Raw genomic sequence first — 19,779 nt, forward strand, 5'->3', positions numbered from 1 at the left:
ATGGCTTTTACGATTGAAGCGACGGTCCTGCCCCGACCCGCGCATTCAACGCTAGCGCGATCGTTGCGGCTGCACCAGCCCCCGCGGCGTATTGCGGGAGCAACCGTCTACGACCTTCATGGAATCAGCGTGACGGTTGCGTGCAGCGCGACCCCGATCAGGCCGCCGACCAGGGTGCCGTTGAAACGGATGTACTGCAGGTCGCGGCCCACGCTCAGTTCCAGTTGTTCCACCAGATGGCGTTCGTCCCAGCCTTTCACGGTCTGCGCGATGTGCTCGGTGACGCCGCTGCGCAGGCGTTGGGTCAGCTTCTCCGCGCCGCCCAGCAGGTGCTGGTTGAGCGCATCGCGCAATGCGCTGTCCTGGGCCAGCGACTCCCCGAGCGCGGCCAGCGAGCGCTGCAAATGCTGCACCAGCACACCGTCGTTGCGCGACAGGTCCTCGCGCAGGCTGGCGTGGATCTGGTCCCACAGGCCTTGCACGTAGTCCTGCACGCCGGGGTGCTCGATCAGGCGCTGCTTCATCGCCTGCAGCTTGTCGGCGGTGGCCGGGTCGCTGCGCAGCCGTTGCACATAGCCGCCGAGCCAGCGCTCGTAGTCCTGGCGCAGCGGATGCTGCGGTTGCGACAGCACGTCCTGCAGTTCGTCCAGCAGCGCGTGCGCCAGGCGTTCGGCCAGGGTGTCGGCGATGCCTTCCACCGGCTTGACCCATTCCACCGTGCCGACCAGCTTGGGCCATTCGCGGCGCGCGTATTTGACGATCATCGCCGACACGCGCTGCTTCACCGCCGCATCGTCCAGATGCCGGCCGAGCCGGGTCAATGCTTCGTCGAGCAGGGCCTGGTGGCGGCCATCGGCGGTGAGCAGGCCGAGGATCTCGCCGGCGGTCGCCGCGGCGTTCCATTCGCGCAGGCGCGCCACCACGAAGCCATGGATGCGGCGCCGCACCGCGGCCTCGTCGAGCAGGTCCAGCGCCTGCAGCGCCCAACCGCGCGCCAGGTCCGCCAGCTGGCCGGCCTGCGCCGGCTCGGCCAGCCACTGGCCCAGCCGCTTGGCCGGATCGAACGCGCTGAGCTTGGCCAGCAATGCCGCCGGTTCCAGGAAATGGTCGCGCACGAAGACCGCCAGGCTGTCGGCGATGCGCGCCTTGCCATGGGGGATGATCGCGGTGTGCGGAATCGGCAGCCCCAGCGGATGGCGGAACAGCGCCACCACCGCGAACCAGTCGGCCAGCGCGCCGACCGTGGCCGCCTCGCAGAACGCGCCGATCCAGGCCCAGGCGCCGTGCATGCCCATGACGTGGCTGAGCAGGAAGCCGGCCAGCATCGCCAGCAACAACAGCGCGGCCAGCAGTTTCATGCGCCGCAGCTGCGCGCGGCGCGGATCGGGCGGCATCGACGGGTCGGAAGAAACGCTCATGTCGCTCAGTGTACGCAGCGCTGGGTTAGCGGGATTTCATCGTGCGGACGAGGAGGGCCGCGCGTCGCCTGGCAAGCGGGGACGAACGAAGGCCTTTGTCATTGTCATCGATGCGCGCGGGTCTCAGCGGCACGTGTGCGGCGTACCTGTGGGAGGGACTTCAGTCCGACGCGGACCCCCAGAAAAAGCTTCCTGACGGAAATCCCTGCCGCGCAGGTTGCGCATGAACCGATGCGCGGCGGGCCGATGCCGAATCACTCCTGCAATTGCGCGCGCAACGCCGCCACTTCCTCGCGCAGCGCGCGATTCTCGGCGTCCAGTTCGGCCACGCGCACGCGCAGCGTGGCCAGTTCGGTGTCGCCTTGCCCGGCGTCGGCATCGCCATCCTGCCCGGTGGCCGGTGTCTCGCGCGGTTTGCGCTTGGATTCGCGGGCGCGCTTGGCCGCCTGCTTGAGTTCGTCCTTGCCGGCCATGGCCGCGGCGCGCTGTTCGTCCTCGGGCAGGCTGGCCACCGCTGCCGCGGCGTTGATCGAGATCGCGCCGGATTTCACCGCTTCCACCACTTCGGCGGTGGCCTGCTTCTGGATCTTTTCGATCTGCACCACCTGGCTGTTGCTCAGCCGCGCGGCACGCGCCAGGTCGGCGCGGCTCAGCGGCGCCGGCATCGCCTCGCTGCGCGCGTCGTCACCGGCAGGCGCATCGGCCCAGGGCGCAGCGTCGTCGCGCTCGTCGGCCGCGTCGGCAGTGTCGCCGTCGGCGGCGATCGCGGGCGCCGCGGCGGCGCGGCTGCGGCGTTCGGCCAGGATCTCGCGCTTGCGCAGCGCCAGCACGCCGCGCTGGAAATCGGACACGCTGCGCCGGCCCAGGTGCTGGTCGATCATCCACAGGTGCACGTCCTGCAACGACTGGAAACGGGTGTTCTGCACGGTCTGGAACGGCAGGCCGTGCTTCTGGCAGATGCCGTAGCGGTTGTGCCCGTCGACCAGGATCTCGCCCCACAGCACCAGCGCGTCGCGGCAGCCTTCGGCGAGCAGGCTGCGCTCCAGCGCTGCGTATTCGTCGGCGGTGAGCGGATCGATGTAGGCCTTGAGGTCTTCTTTGACGACGATGTTCATCTGGGGGAGGGCACGGCGTTGCGACGGGGGCGGCATTGTAGAGAGTTGCGCGCGGTCGCGCCGGCGGCCGCCGTTGACGCTGTATCGCACGCGGCACAGAATCCGCACGATCCGGCGATCGGAGGATCGCGGCCCTGCCGAAGGAAACGCAACGATGATCTTGTGGGGCTGGGGCGAGCGCAATGTCGCCTGTGGCGTGGAAGAGCGCGAGTTCTGCAAGAACTGCGAGCAGGAGCGGGCATTCGCGATGCGCCTGCACTATTCGTACGGGCACTTCTACCATCTGTTCGGCTGGGTACGCGAAAAGCAGTACCAGCTGGTGTGCCCGGTGTGCTGCCACGGCTGGCTGCTCAACCAGGCCAGCGCCGAAAGCAAGTTGCAGGCGGTGCCGATCCCGTTCCACCAACGCTGGGGCTGGCTGGTGATGCTGGTGCTGGCGGTGCTGATCGCGCTGGCGGCGCTGTGGCGCAGGAGCAGCGCGTAGCCGCGCCAATGCCGCGCAAGTTCTGCTGTAATGCGCGCCCTCCGGCCGCCGACGCTCCGCCATGCCCGTTTCCGCCACCGCGCGCCGCCGCCTGTGCTTGATCGCCGCCATCGCGGCAACCATCGCCGCCGGGCTGGCGTCGCGGCAGTTCCCCTGGCTGTTGCCGTCGTGGCTGGGCAAGTTGCCCGGCGATGCGCTGTGGGCGGCGATGGTCTATTGGGGCCTGGCGTTGCTCGCGCCCCGCGCGCGGCCGCTGCGATTGGCGGCCGTGGCATTGGCCGTGTGCTGGCTGGTGGAAGCGTCGCAGCTGTACCATGCGCCGTGGCTCGACGCGCTGCGCGCGACCACGCTCGGACATCTGGCCCTGGGCTCTACGTTCGTGTGGTTGGATCTGCTCGCCTATGCGGTGGGGGTGGCCGCCGCGGCGTGGCTCGACCGCTGCGCGCGCCGATGAGCGCGCAGCAGGATCCGGTGCTGTGCTACACGCAGTTCGCCTTTGCGAAGGCGGCTGCAAGAGCAGGGCCGCTGCGCCAGCGCGCAACGGCCATCGGGTTCAACCGACCACCACCTCGCTGATCTGCATCACCGGGGTCAGGTCGGTGTAGTGCTTGATGTCGCCGAGGATTTCGTCGGCGTGCGGGCCGAAGCCGGCCTGGAACGCTTCCACCGAGTCGCTGAAGATGTGGCACATGCCGACGTAGGTCGGATCGCTGCCGGGGGCGCCGCCGGACAGGCCCTTGTCCACGGTGTAGTACCTGCAGGCGTCGCCCATGCGCGCCTTGAGCAGCGGCATGTGCGTGTCGCGGTAGTAGTCGTGGTCGAAACGGGCGCCTGCTGTGTACGGATACATCACGCTGACCTTGATCATGGGGCGGCTCCTGGGAATGCGGCGAAGGATGGGAACGCGGCGGCGTGGGGTCGCGCAAGGCTACACCGTCGCCGCACTGTCGCCGTGTTGCGCTGCGGCGTCCGCGCGCGGCCCTGGCGCGCCGCCGGCGCGCTAGGTCCGCGCGTCGCCGCCGGAACGACCGCTCTCGGGCGAGGACGCACGCTTCCAGCACAGGAAGCGCTGGTTCGCGGTCGAGGTCATGGCGGCGAACAGGCTGGCGTTGTCGAAGCCGGGCAGCGTCTGCAGCACGGCCAGGATCTGCTGCTCGCCGTCGGCGCCGCCGGGGTAGACGCAGCCCGTGCCATCGGCGCCGGCAAGAATCCACCACAGGTCTGTGCCCCATGGGCCGCTGTCGTCGGTCTCGATCAGCACCCCGGCGAGCACGGACAGCGCAACCCGTTCGATGGTCCCGTCGGGACGTTCGCTGACGATCACGCCGTCCTCGAGGCGCACGCCGAAGCTGTCGTTCGGCATCGTCGGCGGCCTAACGCATCGTCGGCATCGCGAACTCGGCCTCGCGCGCGGCCGCCGGCCAGCGCGCGGTGACGGTCTTGAGCCGGGTGTAGAAGCGCACGCCGTCGGGGCCATGCACATGCAGCGGGCCGAACAGCGAGCGTTTCCAGCCGCCGAAGCTATGGAATGCCATCGGCACCGGGATCGGCACGTTGATCCCGACCATGCCGGCCTGCACGCGCCGGGCGAAGGCGCGCGCGGCGCCGCCGTCGCGGGTGAACACCGCCGCCCCGTTGCCGTACTCGTGCGCGTCGATCAGCTGCAGCGCGGCGTCGGCATCGGCGACGCGCACCACGCACAGCACCGGGCCGAAGATCTCTTCGCGGTAGATGCGCATGTCGGCGCGTACATGATCGAACAGGCTGCCGCCGAGAAAGAAGCCATCGGCCGCCGCCGGCGTATGCGCGGCGCGGCCGTCCACCACCAGCGTGGCGCCGTCGGCCACGCCGCTGTCGATGTAGCCGCGCACGCGCTCGCGGTGCGCGGCGCTGATCAGCGGGCCCATGTCCGGTTCGTTGGCGCCGGCGCCGAGCGTCAGCGCGGCCACGCGCGGCGCCAGCCTGGCGACCAGCGCATCGGCCACCGCATCGCCCACGCACACCGCCACCGAGATCGCCATGCAGCGTTCGCCGGCCGAGCCGTAGCCGGCGCCGAGCAGGGCCGAGGCGACATCGTCCAGGTCGGCGTCAGGCAGCACCACCAGGTGGTTCTTGGCCCCGCCCAGCGCCTGCACCCGTTTGCCCAGCGCGCTGCCGCGCGCGTACAGGTCCGCCGCGACCGGGGTGGAGCCGACGAAGCTCAACGCCTGCACCTGCGGGTGCGCGAGCAGCGCGTCCACTGCCGGCTTGGCGCCGTGCACCACGTTGAACACGCCGTCCGGCAGGCCGGCCTCGTGCAGCCAGTCGGCCAGCAGCATCGCCGCGGACGGATCGCGTTCGGACGGCTTGAGTACGAAGCTGTTGCCGCAGGCCAGCGCGATCGGCAGCATCCACAGCGGCACCATCGCCGGGAAGTTGAACGGGGTGACCCCGGCGACCACGCCCAGCGGCGCGTATTCGCTCCACGCATCCACGCCGCGGCCGACCTCGACCGAATGCTCGCCCTTGAGCAGCTGCGGGATGCCGCAGGCGAATTCCACCACCTCCATGCCGCGGGTGACCTCGCCGCGCGCATCGGACACCACCTTGCCGTGCTCGGCGCTGATGCAGCGGGCCAGGGTGTCGGCGTGCCGTTCTAGCAGTTCGCGGAAGCGGAACATCACCCGTGCGCGCTGCAGCGGCGGGGTCGCCGCCCAGGCCGGGAAGGCGCGCGCGGCGGCGCCCACCGCCGTCTCCACCGCATGCGTGTGGTCCAGCGGCACGCGTCGCGCCACCGCACCGCTGGCCGGATCGAATACCTCTGCGTACTCGCCAGTGCGGAAACCCATGCGGCGGCCGTCGATGTAATGGGACAGGGTTTCGATCATGGTCGGTGTTCCTCGCAGGAAAGACTCAGCCCAGCGCGTCCAGCGGGCGCACGAAGTCCGCGCCCAGCGCCTGCGCCACCGCACGGTGGGTGAGCTTGCCGGCATGCACGTTGAGGCCGTTGCGCAGGTCCTGGTCGTCGCGCAGCGCCTGCAGGCCGTGTTCGGCCAGTTGCAGCACGAACGGCAGGGTGGCGTTGGTCAGGGCAAAGGTGGAGGTGCGCGCCACGCCGCCGGGCATGTTGGCCACGCAGTAGTGGACGATGCCGTCGACCTCGTAGGTCGGTTGCTGGTGGGTGGTGGCATGGCTTGTCTCGAAGCAGCCGCCCTGGTCGATCGCCACGTCCACCAGCACCGAGCCGGCCGCAGCAACGCCAGTTGCGCGCGCGACACCAGCTTGGGCGCGGCGGCGCCGGGGATCAGCACCGCGCCGATCACCAGGTCGGTATGCGGCAGGCATTGCTCGATCGCATCGCGGGTGGAGTACAGCGTGGTCAGCTGGTGGCCGTACAGTTCGTCCAGGTACTTGAGCCGTTCCAGCGAGCGGTCCAGCACCGTCACCCGCGCATGCAGGCCCATCGCCATGCGCGCGGCGTTGATGCCGACCACGCCGCCGCCGATCACCAGCACTTCGGCCGGCTTGACCCCGGGCACGCCGCCGAGCAGCACGCCGGAGCCGCCTTGCGCCTTCTCCAGCGCATGCGCGCCGGCCTGGATCGCCATGCGTCCGGCGACTTCGCTCATCGGCGCCAGCAGCGGCAAGCCGCCGTGGCCGTCGGTGACGGTCTCGTAGGCGATCGCGGTGCAGCCGGAGCGCAGCAGCGCGCTGGCCTGGGCCGGATCCGGCGCCAGGTGCAGATAGGTGAACAACACTTGCCCCGGGCGCAGCATCGCGCATTCGTCCGGCTGCGGTTCCTTGACCTTGACGATCATGTCGGCCTGCGCGAACACGCTGGCCGCGTCGTCGGCCAGGCGCGCGCCGGCGCGTTCGTAGTCGGCGTCGGTGAGGCCGATGGCCTGGCCGCCGTCGCGCTGCACCAGCACCTGGTGCCCGTGCAGCACCAGTTCGCGGACCCCGGCCGGGGTCAGCCCGATCCGGTATTCGTGGTTCTTGATCTCTTTCGGGACGCCGACCAGCATGAGCGGTTCTCCAGGCATGCGGCGCGCGTGGGGAGCGCGGTGCGGGTTGGGATGGGGGGCGGGAATCAGTGCGTGGTGCGGATCATGTCGGCGAGCACCGCGAAGATGCGGTCGATGTGCTCGCGCTCGACGATCAGCGGCGGCGACAGCGCGATGGTGTCGCCGGTGACGCGGATCAGCAGGTCGCCCTCGTGGAAGCAGCGTTCGAAGATCTCGTAGGCGCGCGCGCCGGGCGCGTCCTTGCGCGGCGCCAGTTCGATCGCGCCGATCAGGCCGAAGTTGCGGATGTCGACGACGTGCGGCAACTCCTTCAGCGCATGGATCGCCTGCTGCCAGTAGTCGCCCAGTTCGATCGCCTTGTCGAACAGGTGTTCTTCCGCATAGGTGTCCAGCGTCGCCAGCGCGGCGGCGCAGGCCAGCGGATGGCCGGAATAGGTGTAGCCGTGGAACAGGTCGATGGCCCCGGCCGGGCCGTGGGCGAACGCATCGTGGATGGCGTGCGAGACGAACACCGCGCCCATCGGCACGCAGCCGTTGGTCAGCCCCTTGGCGGTCGTCATCAGATCCGGGGTGACGCCGAAGCGCTGCGCGGCGAAGGGCTTGCCGACGCGGCCGAAGCCGGTGATCACCTCGTCGAAGATCAGCACGATGCCGTACTTGTCGCACAGCTGGCGGATGCGCTGCAGATAGCCGTGCGGCGGCAGCACCACGCCGGCCGAGCCGGAGATCGGTTCGATGATCACCGCGGCGATGGTGGAGGCGTCGTGCAGCGCGACCAGCCGTTCCAGATCGTCGGCCAGCTCCGCGCCGTGCGCCGGCAACCCCTGCGAGAACGCGTTGCGCTCGATGTCCAGGGTATGCCGCAGGTGGTCCACGCCGGGCAGCAGCGGGCCGAACCATTTGCGGTTGTTGGGCAGCCCGCCGACCGAGATGCCGCCGAAGCCGACCCCGTGATAGCCCTTCTCGCGGCCGATGAAGCGGGTGCGCTGGCCTTCGCCGCGGGCGCGGTGATAGGCCAGCGCGATCTTCATCGCGGTATCGACCGACTCGGAGCCGGAGTTGGTGTAGAACACGTGGTCCAGGCCGGGCGGGGCGAGGGCGGCCAGCCGCTCGGCCAGCACGAACGGCAGCGGCGAGCCCATCTGGAACGTCGGCGCGAAATCCAGCGTGGCGATTTGCCTGGACACCGCCTCGACGATGCGCGGCCGCGCGTGTCCGGCGTTGCAGCACCACAGCCCGGCGGTGCCGTCGAGGATCTGGCGCCCGTCCACGCTGCGGTAGTACATGCCCTCGGCCGAGGCCAGCAGCCGCGGCCGCGCCTTGAACTGGCGGTTGGCGGTGAACGGCATCCAGAACGCGTCCATGGCGTCCGGCGCCTGCGTGGCCTGGGCGCTGTAGCGATCGGCCAGTGCCTGGGAGGAAGGAGGCGACTCGGGACTCATCACAGGCTCCACGCGAGAGAAGTGTTGAAAAAACTTTACACCAACCGGGCTGGCGGTGGCGGCCTGGCCTGCGCTGCGGCACAGGACCACCCAGGCCGTGTCGCAACCAACCGCATCGCGCCGCAACACGAAGCTGCGCGAAGACAGGCCCATGCAGGCACGCACGCCGGGTGCAGCGCGCGGCATCCGGCAAATTGACCGCCAGGGCCGGCTGTGTAAAGTATCCGGCAACACCGCCAAGGCCCTCCTGATCACGCGATGGATATCGGCGCCCGCCTGCATCGGGTTCGCACCGCCCACGGACTGAGCCAGCGCGAGCTGGCCAAGCGGGTGGGCGTGACCAACAGCACCATCTCGCTGATCGAACAGAACAAGGTCAGCCCGTCGGTGAGTTCGCTGAAGAAGGTGCTGGACGGCATTCCGATCTCGCTGGCCGATTTCTTCACCCAGGACCTGCAGATCGGGCCGGCCGATGCGCCGTTCTACGCCGCCGACGAACTGCCCGACGTCGGCAGCGACGGCATCCATTACTACCTGGTCGGGCAGCACCGCCCGCAGCGGCAGATGTGCATACTGCGCGAGGTGATGCCGCCGGGCAGCGATACCGGCACCGCGATGCTGGTGCACGAAGGCGAGGAAGGCGGCGTGGTGGTGGCGGGCGAAGTGGAGATCACCGTCGGCACCCAGGTGCGCGTGCTGCGCGCCGGCGAGGGGTACTATTTCGAGAGCCGGGTGCCGCACCGGTTCCGCAACGTCGGCAGCGAGGCGGCGGTGATCGTCAGCGCCAACACCCCGGCCACGTTCTGAGCGCCGCCTGCGTCGCGGCGCGTGCGCTCGCCTTGCTGCAGCCGTACGACCCGCAGATCCGTTCCTTCCTCCCGACCCGGAGCTTCCGATGACCGCACCCCGCACCCGCGACGCCTGGCAGGCGATGGCCGACGCGCTGCAGCTGCGCACCCAGGCCTTCATCGACGGACGCTACGTCGCCGCGGCCAGCGGCAAGACCTTCGACTGCGTCAGCCCGATCGACGGCCGCGTGCTCGGCCAGGTCGCCGAGGGCGGTGCCGAGGACATCGACCGCGCGGTCGCCGCGGCGCGGCGCAGCTTCGATGCCGGGCACTGGTCGCAGGCCAAGCCCGCGCAGCGCAAGAAGACCCTGATCAGGCTGGCGCAGCTGGTCGAACAGCATGCCGACGAACTGGCGCTGCTGGAGTCGCTGGACATGGGCAAGCCGGTGCGCGACGCGCGCAGCGTGGACGTGGCGGCCACGGTGCGCTGCCTGGCCTGGACCGGCGAGGCGCTGGACAAGCTCTACGGCGAGGTGGCGCCGACCGGGCAGGACGAGCTGGGCCTGATCACCCGCGAACCGCTGGGCGTGGTCGGCGCGATCGTGCCGTGGAATTTTCCGTTGCTGATGGCCGCATGGAAGATCGCCCCGGCGCTGGCGGCGGGCAATTCGGTGGTGCTCAAGCCCTCGGAGAAATCGCCGCTGAGCGTGCTGCGCCTGGCCGAGTTGGTGGCCGAAGCCGGCATCCCCGACGGCGTGTTCAACGTGGTGCCCGGGTTCGGCAAGAGCGCCGGCGAACCGCTGGCGCTGCACATGGACGTGGATGGCCTGGTGTTCACCGGCTCCACCGCGGTCGGCAAGCGCCTGCTGCAATGCGCCGGGCTGTCGAACATGAAACGCGCCTACATGGAATGCGGCGGCAAGAGCCCGAACCTGGTGTTCGCCGACGCGCCGGATCTGGAACAGGCGGCGCAGGCCGCGGCCGGCGCGATCTTCTACAACCAGGGCGAAGTCTGCACCGCGGCATCGCGGCTGCTGGTGGAGCGTTCGATCAAGGACGCCTTCGTCGCCCGCGTGGTCGCCGCCGGACGCGCGCTGCAGCCGCGGCACCCGTTCGACGAGGATGCGGCGATGGGCGCGCTGGTGGACGAGGCGCAGACCCACCGCGTGCTCGATTACATCGCGCGCGGCAACGAGGAGGGCGCGCGCCTGCTGCTCGGCGGCAAGCGCGCGGAGGTGGTCGCCGGCGGCTGCTACGTGGAGCCGACCATCTTCGACGAGGTCGGCCACGAGCACACCATCGCCCGCGAGGAGATCTTCGGCCCGGTGCTGTCGGTGATCGCCTTCGACGACGAAGCGCACGCGTTGCGCATGGCAAACGACAGCGACTACGGCCTGGCCGCGGGCGTGTGGACCCGCGACATCGGCCGCGCGCACCGCGTGGCGCGCCAGCTGCGTGCCGGCAGCGTGTGGGTGAACTACTGGGACGGCGGCGACATGACCGCGCCGTTCGGCGGCTACAAGCAATCGGGCAACGGCCGCGACAAGTCGCTGCATGCGTTCGACAAGTACACCGAGATGAAGGCGACCTGGATCAATCTGGGCGTTTGAGCCGGGATTGGGGATTGGGGATTGGGGATTCGCAAGTGCGCCGCACATGTGTGGTTTTGTAGGAGGGCTTCAGCCCCGACGCGTTACCGGTAACGCGTCGGGGCTGAAGCCCCTCCTACAGAAAAGCGGCTCGGCTTGGAGCGCAAAAGCGTTCTCAAGCGGTGATTTTTCAATCGCTTGACGGCGATCTGCGACAGGGCATCATCCCGATTCCCGATTCCCGATTCCCGATTCCCGATTCCCGATTCCCGAACTCAAACCCGCTCCACGCGGCAGGCGAAGCAGCCTTGGCGCGCATTGTGCAGATGCAGGTAACGCACGCGCGGATCGGCGAAGGCCTGCACGATCGCGGCCGCGACCGTTGCGCCGGGGTGCACGTCGGCGGCAAGCAGCATGCCGTCGGCGTCGTAGCCGCGCAGCGAGATCAAGCGCCTGCGGATCGCGTCGGGCACCTGGTCCGGCACCGGCATCGCAGTCGGTACGTGGCGGCGCACGTAGATCGGCCCGGCGGCGCGGTATGGCGTGTCGGCCGGCTGGTGCAGGTAGTGCAGCAGCAACAGTTCCTCGCCCGGCTGCGCGTCTTCCAGGCTGACCCTGCACGGAAAGCCCGGGGTCTGGTCGGCGTGGATGCGGCGCGCGCCGCGCGCGTGCAGCTGCATGTCGTCGAGTTCGAACAGCGGTGCGAACGGTGCGGCCGGCAGGCCGATGCAGACGAAGCTGGACATGTGCGCTCCAGAAGGCGATGGAGCGCACAGCGTGCGCGCCGTTGCGGCGCCGCGCTGGCCGGTTTCGGACGCGGCAGCCGCATACGACCAGTGGCGGACGGCGCAGGCTTTTTGCAAACTGGACGGGCATGCCTGGCGCGAGGGGGCGACGCGCGACGTTCGGAGCGAAGGAAGAGACCGATGGGACGCAGCCTTATCCTGGTGCCGGGCACGGCATGCGTGCTGCTCGCGCCGCATCTTGGCGTGCCGATGTTCCTTTACCCCGTGCTGGGGCTTGGGCTGTGCGCCGCCATGTTGCATGGCCAAGGCTTGAATTTCGCCGACGTAGGCTTTCGATGGCGCGGGTTGCGCAGCGCTCCGCTGCTGATCGGCGGCGGTCTTGGCGTGGTCTACGCCGCGGCGAATTATCTGGCCGTCGGCCCGCTGCTCGCGCGCCTGCTGGGCGAGCAGCCGGATCTGTCGGACTTCGCCTTTGCGCGCGAGAGCGTTGGCGGCTACGCGCTTGCGTTCGGTCTGGCGTGGGTGGTCGGCGGCCTGTACGAAGAACTCGTGTTTCGTGGGTTCCTGCACACCGTGCTCGCGCGGTTCCTGCCGGCATCGCGCCTGCGGCCGGTCCTCGCGGTCGCCATCGTCGCCGCGGCGTTCGCGGCCTATCACTGGCAGCTCGGGGCGTTCGGCGTCGCCAATGCGTTCGTGTTCGCGTTGTTCGCTGCCGGCGTCAGGCATCGTTGGCCCGACAATCTTTGGCATGCGATCAGCTTCCACGCCTGCGCCGACGTAGTGGCTTTCACATTGATGCGCTTGGGGTATCTGTAGGCCGGCATGGCCGGCACGCCATGCCGGCCAGCGCAGCATCCGGATTCAGTCCGGCACGTACTCGGCAAAGGTGAGCGGATGCTTGGGATCGGCAGCATCCACCTTGTCGGCGGTCTTGCGCAGCGCGTCGGCGTCCGGCGACGGATCCGAATTCAGCTGCCAGCTTTGGCGGATGCGCTTGTGGAACAGCCAGGTCTTGCGCTCGGGTTCGTAGCGGAAGGTGATGAAGTAGGTCCAGTGCTGGCCGCAGGAGACGCCGTTCTGCACGGTGAAGTAGCGGCCCTTGGCCGCGAACGGATCGTCGCTGTCGGTAAACGGATCGCACTGGCCGCCCGCATCGCGCTTGAGCACCACGTGGTCGTTGCGCGCGGCCAGCCGGTAGTGGCCATCGGCCTGCTGCACGAAGATCAGCAGCGGCCGCGCCGGCGCCGGCTCGCGCTCGGCTTCGCCGCGTTGCTGCAGCGCCACCAGGTAGTCGGCGCGGCCGTCGCCATCCAGATCGGCGCGCAGCTGTTCCAGCGGCAGGTAGCCGGCCGGCAACTGGCGCAGCACGTCGGCGGGCAGGTCGGCGGCGCGTGCGCCGTGCGTGGCGAGCAGCAGGAGGCCAGCGACGGCGCCGACGCGGAGCGAGATGGGCATGGGCGGGTTCCGGATGCGAAGGGGCGCAAAGCCTAACCGACGCGGCACGCAAAAGGCGGATTGCGCTGTCGGCGCGCCGGTGCGCGGCGTCTTTCTTGCGCGAGCTTGCCGCAGTGTCCGGGTTCCGAGCAGGCGAGGCCGCCAAAAGCGTCGGGACTGAAGTCCCTCCCACAAGAAGCGCCGAACAGTCCAAGCACAGGTGCCCTGGCGCCGACCCCTAAAACCCAAAACCCAAAGCCCAAAGCCCAAAGCCCAAAGCCCCAATCCCCAATCCCCAATCCCCAATCACCAATCACCACTCCCTAATCACCAATCACCAATCACCACTCCCTAATCCCTAATCCCTAATCCCGAATCCCGAATCCCGAATCCCGACAAACGCCTCCGCGACCCCCTGCACCCGTCCGCAGTCGTGCGCGTCGTAGCCGGGCAGCAGGCCGAGCTCGTGCTGGAAGGTGTCGCTGCGCAGCAGGTCCACGATCGGCGCCAGGCGGCCGCTGTCCAGCGCTTCGCGGCGGCACAGCAGGAAATAGCGTTCGCTGACGATCGGAATGAACTCCAGCCCGTAGCGCCGCGCCGGCGGTTCCAGGCCGAAGCCGGCGTCGGCCAGGCCGATGGCGACGTAGGCGGCGACCGCGGCATGGGTCAGTTCCTCCATGTCGGCGCCATGCAGGGCGCTCAGCGGCAGGCCCTGTTGCGCCAGCAGGCGTTCCAGCAGCAGGCGCGTGCCCGAGCCGGGTTGGCGATGGATGAAACGCACGTCGGCGCGCAGCAGGTCGGGCAGGGCATGGATGCGTTTGGGATTGCCGGGCGCCAGCACCAGGCCCTGGGTGCGGGTGGCCAGATGCAGCACGCAATCGCCGTGCGGATCGAGCCGGTCGCGGTAGTGCGCGAGCAGGTCGTTTTCCAGCTCGCCGATCGGCAGGTGCAGGCTGGCCAGGTCGCAGGCGTCGTTGCGCAGCGCGGCCAGGGCATCGTCCGGGCTGCGGTATTTCAGTTCCAGCGGCGCGCCGGCCAGAACCATGCAACGGCGCAGCGTCTCCACCCCGAAGCCATGCGAGGCGTGCAGGCGCAGCGGCGCCGCCTCCTGCCGGAACACCCGCTCCAGTTCGGTCTCCAGCTCGCTGGCCAGGCTCTGCAACGTCGGCGCCAGGCGCGCGGCGATGCGTTGCTCGGCCCACACCAGGCGTTCGCCGATCGGTGCCAGGCTGGCGCCGCGGCCGCGGGTGGCGCGCAGCAGCGGTTGTCCGAACAGGCGCCGCGCCTCGCGCAGGGTGCCCCAGGCATAGCGGTAGGACAGCCCGGTCTGGCGGCAGGCCGCGGCCAGCGAGCCGGTGTCGCGGATCGCCAGCAGCAGTTCCGCCAGCCGCGGCGGCAGGCGCTGCCCGTCCTCGGTATGCAGTTCCCACTGCGGCTGGATGGTCACCTTGTACATGCGGGTCGCGGCTCAATCGGCTTTCTACAGCCGATTATTAGACCATCCGACGCTCGGCGGCATCGCGCTTTCGTACTACGCTCGCCGCGCGCTTTGCGTCCGCAATATGCGCTCCATCACATAAGTGCCGCGACGCTGCAAGAGGAAATCCCAATGAGCAACTCGAACGGCGCGGCCAACGCTGCGCACATCGCCCGGGCCGGCCTGCTGTCGAAGGAACGCATCGTCGCCGGGCCGGGCTTCAACCGCTGGCTGGTGCCGCCGGCCGCGCTGGCGATCCATCTGTGCATCGGCATGGCCTACGGCTTCAGCGTGTTCTGGCTGCCGCTGTCCAAGGCGCTGGGGGTCACCGAAGCGGTGGCGTGCCCGGCGGACATGGGCTTCCTGGCGCGGATCGTGTCGGCCAGCTGCGACTGGAAGATCAGCGAGCTGCAGTGGATGTACACGCTGTTCTTCGTGCTGCTGGGCTGTTCGGCGGCGCTGTGGGGCGGTTGGCTGGAGCGCGCCGGGCCGCGCAAGGCCGGCGTGGTCTCGGCGCTGTGCTGGTGCGGCGGGCTGGTGATCTCGGCGCTGGGCATCCACCTGCACCAGATCTGGATGCTGTGGCTGGGCTCGGGCGTGATCGGCGGCATCGGCCTGGGGCTGGGCTACATTTCGCCGGTCTCGACCCTGATCAAGTGGTTCCCAGACCGCCGCGGCATGGCCACCGGCATGGCGATCATGGGCTTCGGCGGCGGCGCGATGATCGGCAGTCCGCTGGCCGATGCGCTGATGCGCCATTTCGCCGGCCCGGCCTCGGTGGGGGTGATGGAAACCTTCCTGGTGATGGCCGCGCTGTATTTCGTGTTCATGCTGGCCGGTGCGTTCGGCTACCGGGTGCCGCCGAGCGGTTGGGCGCCGGCCGGCTGGACCGCGCCGGCGGCCAGCGCCAACGCGATGATCACCGCCAACCACGTGCACGTGAAGAAGGTCTGGGGCATCCCGCAGTTCTGGCTGCTGTGGGGCGTGCTTTGCCTGAACGTGTCGGCGGGCATCGGCGTGATCGGCATGGCCTCGCCGATGCTGCAGGAAGTGTTCGGCGGCCGCCTGATCGGCGTGGACGCCGGCTTCGGCAGCCTGGACACCGCACAGCTGGCGGCCATCGCCGCCATCGCCGCCGGCTTCACTGGCCTGCTCAGCCTGTTCAACATCGGCGGGCGCTTCTTCTGGGCCAGCATGTCCGACAAGCTCGGCCGCAAGAACACCTACAGCGTGTTCTTCGTGCTCGGCATCGTCCTGTACGCGGCGGCGCCGTGGGCCGGCAAGGTCGGCGGCAGCGCGCTGTTCGTCGGCATCTTCTGCGTGATCCTGTCGATGTACGGCGGCGGCTTCGCCACCATCCCGGCCTATCTGGCCGACCTGTTCGGCACGCAGATGGTCGGCGCGATCCATGGCCGCCTGCTCACCGCCTGGGCCACCGCCGGCATCCTCGGCCCGGTGGTGGTCGGCTACATGCGCGAATACCAGCTGGGACTGGGCGTGCCGCCGTCACAGGTGTACAACACGACCATGTACATCCTGGCCGGGATGCTGGTGCTGGGCCTGATCTGCAACCTGCTGGTACGGCCGGTGGCGGCCAGGCACTTCATGACCGCGCAGGAACTGGCCGCGGAGAAGCAGCTGGCGCACGAGAAGGTCGGCGGCAACGGCGGCGCGGCGCTGGAGCCGGCGCAGCTGGCGCAGGTCGGCCGCGGCGGCAATCCGCTGCTGGTGGCGCTGGCCTGGCTGGCGGTCGGGGTGCCGATGCTGTGGGGGATCTGGGTCACCTTGCAGAAGGCGTTCGTGCTGTTCCACTGAATTGCGGAAGGGAGGCGTCACCATGTACTCGCGTGCGTCTTCCCGGCCCGGCGCCGTCGCGCGTGGCGTGCGCCGCCATCGCGACGGGCGCACCGCGCTCACCCAGGACCTGGTGGCCGCCGAGGTGCCGGTGGCGTTCGCCTACAACGGCCAGCCGTTCGTGGTGATGATGGCGACGCCGGAAGACCTGCACGACTTCGCGTTGGGCTTTTCGCTCAGCGAGGGCATCGTCGAGGATCCGGCGCAGTTGCGGATCGCCAGCGTGGACACCTTCCTGGAAGGGGTTTCGCTGCAACTGCAGATCCCGCCCGCACATGCCGCGGCCCTGCAGTCGCGGCGCCGCAACCTGCAGGGCCGCAGCGGCTGCGGGGTGTGCGGCAGCGAATCGATCGAGGCGGTGCTGCGCACGCCGCGCCCGCTGCCGGCCGGCGCCGCGATCGCGCCCGCGGCGCTGGCGCGGGCCTTGCGCGAGCTGCGCCAGCAGCAACCGCTCAACGCGATCACCGGCGCCACCCACGCCGCCGGATGGGCCGACGCCGACGGCGGCGTGCGGCTGGCGCGCGAGGACGTCGGCCGGCACAACGCGCTGGACAAGCTGATCGGCGCGCTGGCCAGCGCCGGCCTGGACCCGGCCAGCGGCTTCGCCGTGGTCACCAGCCGCGCCAGCTACGAGATGGCGATGAAGGCCGCGCAGGCCGGCATCCCGCTGCTGGCCGCCATTTCCGCACCCACCGCGCTGGCGATCGCGCTGGCCGACAGCGCCGGCCTGACCCTGATCGGTTTCGCCCGCGACCACGATTACGTCGTCTACAGCCATCCGCAGCGCCTGCACCAGGCCGAACCCGCCGGAGAGCCCGCATGAGCAAGAAAACCATCCAACCGTATACGCAGCCGGCCGGCGGCTGGGGCGCGCTGCGCGCCGTCGCCACCCACCTGCTGCAGCAGGACGTGGCGGTGCAGGGGGCCAAGACCCTGTTGCACGCCAACCAGCCCGATGGCTTCGATTGCCCCGGCTGCGCCTGGCCCGACCGCGACCACACCTCGACCTTCGAGTTCTGCGAGAACGGCGCCAAGGCGGTGGCCGCCGAAGCCACCGCGCGCCGCGCCACGCCGGAGCTGTTCGCGCAGTACAGCGTCGCGCAGCTGGCCAAGTACAGCGACTACTGGCTGGAAGGGCAGGGCCGGCTGACCCATCCGCTGCGCTACGACAGCGCCAGCGACCACTACGTGCCGGTGAGCTGGGACGACGCCTTCGCGCTGATCGCCACGCACCTCAACGGCCTGGCCTCGCCGGACGAGGCGATCTTCTACACCTCCGGGCGCACCAGCAACGAGGCCGCGTTCCTGTACCAGCTGTTCGTGCGCGAGTTCGGCACCAACAACTTCCCCGACTGTTCGAACATGTGCCACGAGCCGTCCGGCACCGCGCTCAAGTCGCAGATCGGCGTCGGCAAGGGCACCGTGTCGCTGCACGACTTCGAACTGGCCGACGCGATCTTCATCTTCGGCCAGAACCCCGGCACCAACCATCCGCGCATGCTCGGCGAGCTGCGCCAGGCGGCCAAGCGCGGTGCGGCGATCGTGTCGTTCAATCCGCTGCGCGAGCGCGGCCTGGAGAAGTTCGCCGATCCGCAGGACAAGCTGCAGATGCTGCACAACGGGTCGACGCGGATTTCCTCGGATTATTTCCAGTTGAAGATCGGCGGCGACCTGGCCGCGGTCAAGGGCATCATCAAGCACGTGCTGGAGCGCGACGCCGAGGCCGCGCGTGCGGCGCAACCGCGGCTGCTGGATCTGCCGTTCATCACCCAGCACACCGCCAACTTCGATGCCTTCGCCGCGGACGTGATCGCCGAGCCGTGGGCGACCATCGTCGAAGAGTCCGGACTGAGCGAGGCCGAGCTGCGCCACGCCGGCGAGATCTACCTGAAATCCGAGCGGCTGATCGCCTGCTGGGGCATGGGCATCACCCAGCACAAGCATTCGGTGGCCACGATCCACATGATCGCCAACCTGCTGCTGCTGCGCGGCCACCTGGGCCGCCCCGGCGCCGGCGCCTGCCCGGTGCGCGGCCACAGCAACGTGCAGGGCGATCGCACGATGATGATCTACGAGAAGCCGCCGGCCGCGTTCCTGGACCGGCTGCAGCAGGTGTTCGGGTTCGATCCGCCGCGCGCATCCGGGTTCGACACGGTCGGCGCGATCGAGGCCATGCTGGACGGGCGCGCCAGGACCTTCTTCGGCATGGGCGGCAACTTCGCCACCGCCACCCCCGATACCGAGGCCACGCACCGCGCGCTGCGCCGCTGCGAACTCACCGTGCACGTGACCACCAAGCTCAACCGCAGCCACCTGGTGCACGGCCGCGACGCGCTGATCCTGCCGTGCCTGGGCCGCACCGAGATCGACATCCAGGAGGGCGGCCCGCAGAGCGTCAGCGTCGAGGATTCGATGAGCATGGTGCACCTGTCGGCCGGCATCAATCCGCCGGCATCGGCGGAACTGCTGTCGGAACCGGCGATCGTCGCGCGCCTGGCCGAGGCCACGCTCGGCGCGCGCAGCGCGATACGCTGGCGCTGGCTGGTGGCCGACTACGACCGCATCCGCGAGCTGATCGCGCAGGTGTTCGAGGACTTCGCCGACTTCAACGCGCGGGTGCGCGTGCCCGGCGGCTTCCGCCTGTCCAATACCGCACGCGACCGCGTCTGGGAGACGCCGGAAGGCCGCGCGGTGTTCAAGGTGCATGCGGTGCCGACCGACAACCCGATCCATCGCGCGCGCCGCCAGCGCCCCGAGCAACCGGTGTTCACCCTGGCCACCACGCGCTCGCACGACCAGTACAACACCACCATCTACGGCCTGGACGACCGCTACCGCGGCGTGTTCGGCGAGCGTCGGGTGCTGTTCATCAACGCCGCCGACATCGCCGACCTGGGCCTGCAGGCCGGCGCCTGGGTGGACCTGGAGAGCCTCGGCGAGGACGGCGTGCGGCGCCAGGCCAAGCGTTTCCTGCTGGTCGAGTACAACATCCCGCGCGGTTGCCTGGCCGCGTACTACCCGGAAACCAACGGCCTGGTGCCGCTGTCCAGTTTCGCCGACGAGGCGCGTACGCCGACCTCCAAGTCGATCCCGGTGGTGGTGACGCCGCACCTGGCCGAGGCCGCCGACGCGGCGCCGCGCGACATCGGCGTGGCGCTTGTCCGCTGATCCGGCGCTGACCCGGGCGCTGTTCGAGGCGCTGGCGCCGGAACCGGAGGGCATCGCCCTGGCGCGGCTGTGCAAGCGCCTGGGGGTGCGCATGAGCGTGCTGTTGCGCACCCTGGCATGGCTGGGCGACGCGAGCCTGGATGGACATCCGGGCCCAGGCTGGATCCGGGTGGAGATGCGCGGCGAACGCGAGGTCGCGGTGCTGACCGCGGCCGGCCGCGCGCAACTGCCGCACTGAGCGCAAGGCGCATGGCGCTGCG

General features: G+C 69.7%; 18 protein-coding genes and 1 pseudogene. 9 read left to right on the forward strand and 10 right to left on the reverse strand.

The features are described from left to right. Window positions 1-116: 116 nt before the first annotated feature. Window positions 117-1,418 (reverse strand): DUF445 domain-containing protein, encoded by a 1,302-nt coding sequence (locus AB3X08_RS08650; RefSeq protein ID WP_369937631.1) that lies wholly within the window; start codon window positions 1,416-1,418, stop codon window positions 117-119. A 254-nt stretch (window positions 1,419-1,672) separates the two neighbouring features. Beyond that, on the reverse strand, window positions 1,673-2,533 hold the full coding sequence (locus AB3X08_RS08655; protein ID WP_369937632.1) for a plasmid replication/partition related protein: 861 nt from the start codon (window positions 2,531-2,533) through the stop codon (window positions 1,673-1,675). Between the two features lie 154 nt (window positions 2,534-2,687). On the opposite strand from AB3X08_RS08655, the gene AB3X08_RS08660 reads away from it, so the two are divergent. Continuing rightward, the gene (locus tag AB3X08_RS08660) at window positions 2,688-3,017 is read left to right on the forward strand and encodes a hypothetical protein (protein WP_369937635.1); all 330 of its coding nucleotides are present in this window, start codon (window positions 2,688-2,690) and stop codon (window positions 3,015-3,017) included. Between the two features lie 61 nt (window positions 3,018-3,078). Then, window positions 3,079-3,471: a DUF2809 domain-containing protein gene (locus tag AB3X08_RS08665; protein ID WP_369937636.1), complete on the forward strand. Its 393-nt coding sequence runs from the start codon at window positions 3,079-3,081 to the stop codon at window positions 3,469-3,471. Between the two features lie 99 nt (window positions 3,472-3,570). On the opposite strand, the gene AB3X08_RS08670 is transcribed toward AB3X08_RS08665, so the two are convergent. The 5 genes and pseudogenes from AB3X08_RS08670 to AB3X08_RS08690 form a co-directional block, all read right to left on the reverse strand. Further along, the gene (locus AB3X08_RS08670; RefSeq protein WP_369937638.1) at window positions 3,571-3,885 is read right to left on the reverse strand and encodes an EthD family reductase; all 315 of its coding nucleotides are present in this window, start codon (window positions 3,883-3,885) and stop codon (window positions 3,571-3,573) included. A gap of 132 nt (window positions 3,886-4,017) precedes the next feature. After that, window positions 4,018-4,380, reverse strand: coding sequence for a hypothetical protein (locus tag AB3X08_RS08675; protein ID WP_369937640.1), 363 nt, complete (start codon window positions 4,378-4,380; stop codon window positions 4,018-4,020). Window positions 4,381-4,390: 10 nt separating this feature from the next. Continuing rightward, on the reverse strand, window positions 4,391-5,884 hold the full coding sequence (locus AB3X08_RS08680) for a CoA-acylating methylmalonate-semialdehyde dehydrogenase (protein WP_369937642.1): 1,494 nt from the start codon (window positions 5,882-5,884) through the stop codon (window positions 4,391-4,393). 25 nt (window positions 5,885-5,909) lie between these two features. After that, window positions 5,910-7,021, reverse strand: a pseudogene (gene ald / locus AB3X08_RS08685) (alanine dehydrogenase). 65 nt (window positions 7,022-7,086) lie between these two features. Continuing rightward, window positions 7,087-8,475 (reverse strand): aspartate aminotransferase family protein, encoded by a 1,389-nt coding sequence (locus tag AB3X08_RS08690; protein WP_369937643.1) that lies wholly within the window; start codon window positions 8,473-8,475, stop codon window positions 7,087-7,089. Between the two features lie 246 nt (window positions 8,476-8,721). On the opposite strand from AB3X08_RS08690, the gene AB3X08_RS08695 reads away from it, so the two are divergent. Then, window positions 8,722-9,270 carry a cupin domain-containing protein gene (locus tag AB3X08_RS08695; protein ID WP_369937645.1) on the forward strand — a complete coding sequence of 183 codons (549 nt, stop codon included), beginning with the start codon at window positions 8,722-8,724 and terminating at the stop codon, window positions 9,268-9,270. 88 nt (window positions 9,271-9,358) lie between these two features. Further along, window positions 9,359-10,861 carry an aldehyde dehydrogenase gene (locus tag AB3X08_RS08700; RefSeq protein WP_369937646.1) on the forward strand — a complete coding sequence of 501 codons (1,503 nt, stop codon included), beginning with the start codon at window positions 9,359-9,361 and terminating at the stop codon, window positions 10,859-10,861. Between the two features lie 254 nt (window positions 10,862-11,115). On the opposite strand, the gene AB3X08_RS08705 is transcribed toward AB3X08_RS08700, so the two are convergent. Continuing rightward, window positions 11,116-11,586 (reverse strand): DUF1203 domain-containing protein, encoded by a 471-nt coding sequence (locus AB3X08_RS08705; RefSeq protein ID WP_369937647.1) that lies wholly within the window; start codon window positions 11,584-11,586, stop codon window positions 11,116-11,118. A gap of 180 nt (window positions 11,587-11,766) precedes the next feature. Between AB3X08_RS08705 and AB3X08_RS08710 the strand changes: the two genes are divergently transcribed. Further along, complete coding sequence (locus AB3X08_RS08710) at window positions 11,767-12,402, forward strand: CPBP family intramembrane glutamic endopeptidase (RefSeq protein ID WP_369937648.1); 636 nt, start codon at window positions 11,767-11,769, stop codon at window positions 12,400-12,402. 45 nt (window positions 12,403-12,447) lie between these two features. Here the strand turns inward: AB3X08_RS08710 and AB3X08_RS08715 are convergent, their stop codons facing one another. Further along, on the reverse strand, window positions 12,448-13,041 hold the full coding sequence (locus AB3X08_RS08715) for a hypothetical protein (RefSeq protein ID WP_369937649.1): 594 nt from the start codon (window positions 13,039-13,041) through the stop codon (window positions 12,448-12,450). Window positions 13,042-13,378: 337 nt separating this feature from the next. Then, window positions 13,379-14,476, reverse strand: a complete 1,098-nt coding sequence (locus AB3X08_RS08720; protein WP_369937650.1) for a substrate-binding domain-containing protein — start codon at window positions 14,474-14,476, stop codon at window positions 13,379-13,381. A 153-nt stretch (window positions 14,477-14,629) separates the two neighbouring features. On the opposite strand from AB3X08_RS08720, the gene AB3X08_RS08725 reads away from it, so the two are divergent. The 4 genes from AB3X08_RS08725 to AB3X08_RS08740 are packed head-to-tail and all read left to right on the forward strand — an operon-like array spanning window position 14,630 to window position 19,757. Beyond that, complete coding sequence (locus AB3X08_RS08725; RefSeq protein WP_369937652.1) at window positions 14,630-16,312, forward strand: OFA family MFS transporter; 1,683 nt, start codon at window positions 14,630-14,632, stop codon at window positions 16,310-16,312. Window positions 16,313-16,334: 22 nt separating this feature from the next. Continuing rightward, a complete protein-coding gene (gene fdhD / locus AB3X08_RS08730; RefSeq protein ID WP_369937654.1) occupies window positions 16,335-17,174 on the forward strand; it encodes a formate dehydrogenase accessory sulfurtransferase FdhD in 840 nt (279 codons plus the stop codon). Next, a complete protein-coding gene (locus AB3X08_RS08735) occupies window positions 17,171-19,519 on the forward strand; it encodes an FdhF/YdeP family oxidoreductase (protein ID WP_369937656.1) in 2,349 nt (782 codons plus the stop codon). The genes fdhD and AB3X08_RS08735 overlap by 4 nt, the downstream gene beginning before the upstream one ends. Continuing rightward, window positions 19,509-19,757, forward strand: coding sequence for a hypothetical protein (locus AB3X08_RS08740; RefSeq protein WP_369937658.1), 249 nt, complete (start codon window positions 19,509-19,511; stop codon window positions 19,755-19,757). The genes AB3X08_RS08735 and AB3X08_RS08740 overlap by 11 nt, the downstream gene beginning before the upstream one ends. Window positions 19,758-19,779: the final 22 nt, after the last annotated feature.

The organism is Xanthomonas sp. DAR 34887 (assembly GCF_041245805.1).
Taxonomy (GTDB): Bacteria; Pseudomonadota; Gammaproteobacteria; order Xanthomonadales; family Xanthomonadaceae; genus Xanthomonas_A; species Xanthomonas_A tesorieronis.

Coding starts and splice junctions, on each gene's coding strand:
- AB3X08_RS08650 (WP_369937631.1), bottom strand. CDS start 1,418: ATGAGCGTTTCTTCCGACCCGTCGATGCCGCCCGATCCGCGCCGCGCG.
- AB3X08_RS08655 (WP_369937632.1), bottom strand. CDS start 2,533: ATGAACATCGTCGTCAAAGAAGACCTCAAGGCCTACATCGATCCGCTC.
- AB3X08_RS08660 (WP_369937635.1), top strand. CDS start 2,688: ATGATCTTGTGGGGCTGGGGCGAGCGCAATGTCGCCTGTGGCGTGGAA.
- AB3X08_RS08665 (WP_369937636.1), top strand. CDS start 3,079: ATGCCCGTTTCCGCCACCGCGCGCCGCCGCCTGTGCTTGATCGCCGCC.
- AB3X08_RS08670 (WP_369937638.1), bottom strand. CDS start 3,885: ATGATCAAGGTCAGCGTGATGTATCCGTACACAGCAGGCGCCCGTTTC.
- AB3X08_RS08675 (WP_369937640.1), bottom strand. CDS start 4,380: ATGCCGAACGACAGCTTCGGCGTGCGCCTCGAGGACGGCGTGATCGTC.
- AB3X08_RS08680 (WP_369937642.1), bottom strand. CDS start 5,884: ATGATCGAAACCCTGTCCCATTACATCGACGGCCGCCGCATGGGTTTC.
- AB3X08_RS08695 (WP_369937645.1), top strand. CDS start 8,722: ATGGATATCGGCGCCCGCCTGCATCGGGTTCGCACCGCCCACGGACTG.
- AB3X08_RS08700 (WP_369937646.1), top strand. CDS start 9,359: ATGACCGCACCCCGCACCCGCGACGCCTGGCAGGCGATGGCCGACGCG.
- AB3X08_RS08705 (WP_369937647.1), bottom strand. CDS start 11,586: ATGTCCAGCTTCGTCTGCATCGGCCTGCCGGCCGCACCGTTCGCACCG.
- AB3X08_RS08710 (WP_369937648.1), top strand. CDS start 11,767: ATGGGACGCAGCCTTATCCTGGTGCCGGGCACGGCATGCGTGCTGCTC.
- AB3X08_RS08715 (WP_369937649.1), bottom strand. CDS start 13,041: ATGCCCATCTCGCTCCGCGTCGGCGCCGTCGCTGGCCTCCTGCTGCTC.
- AB3X08_RS08720 (WP_369937650.1), bottom strand. CDS start 14,476: ATGTACAAGGTGACCATCCAGCCGCAGTGGGAACTGCATACCGAGGAC.
- AB3X08_RS08725 (WP_369937652.1), top strand. CDS start 14,630: ATGAGCAACTCGAACGGCGCGGCCAACGCTGCGCACATCGCCCGGGCC.
- fdhD (WP_369937654.1), top strand. CDS start 16,335: ATGTACTCGCGTGCGTCTTCCCGGCCCGGCGCCGTCGCGCGTGGCGTG.
- AB3X08_RS08735 (WP_369937656.1), top strand. CDS start 17,171: ATGAGCAAGAAAACCATCCAACCGTATACGCAGCCGGCCGGCGGCTGG.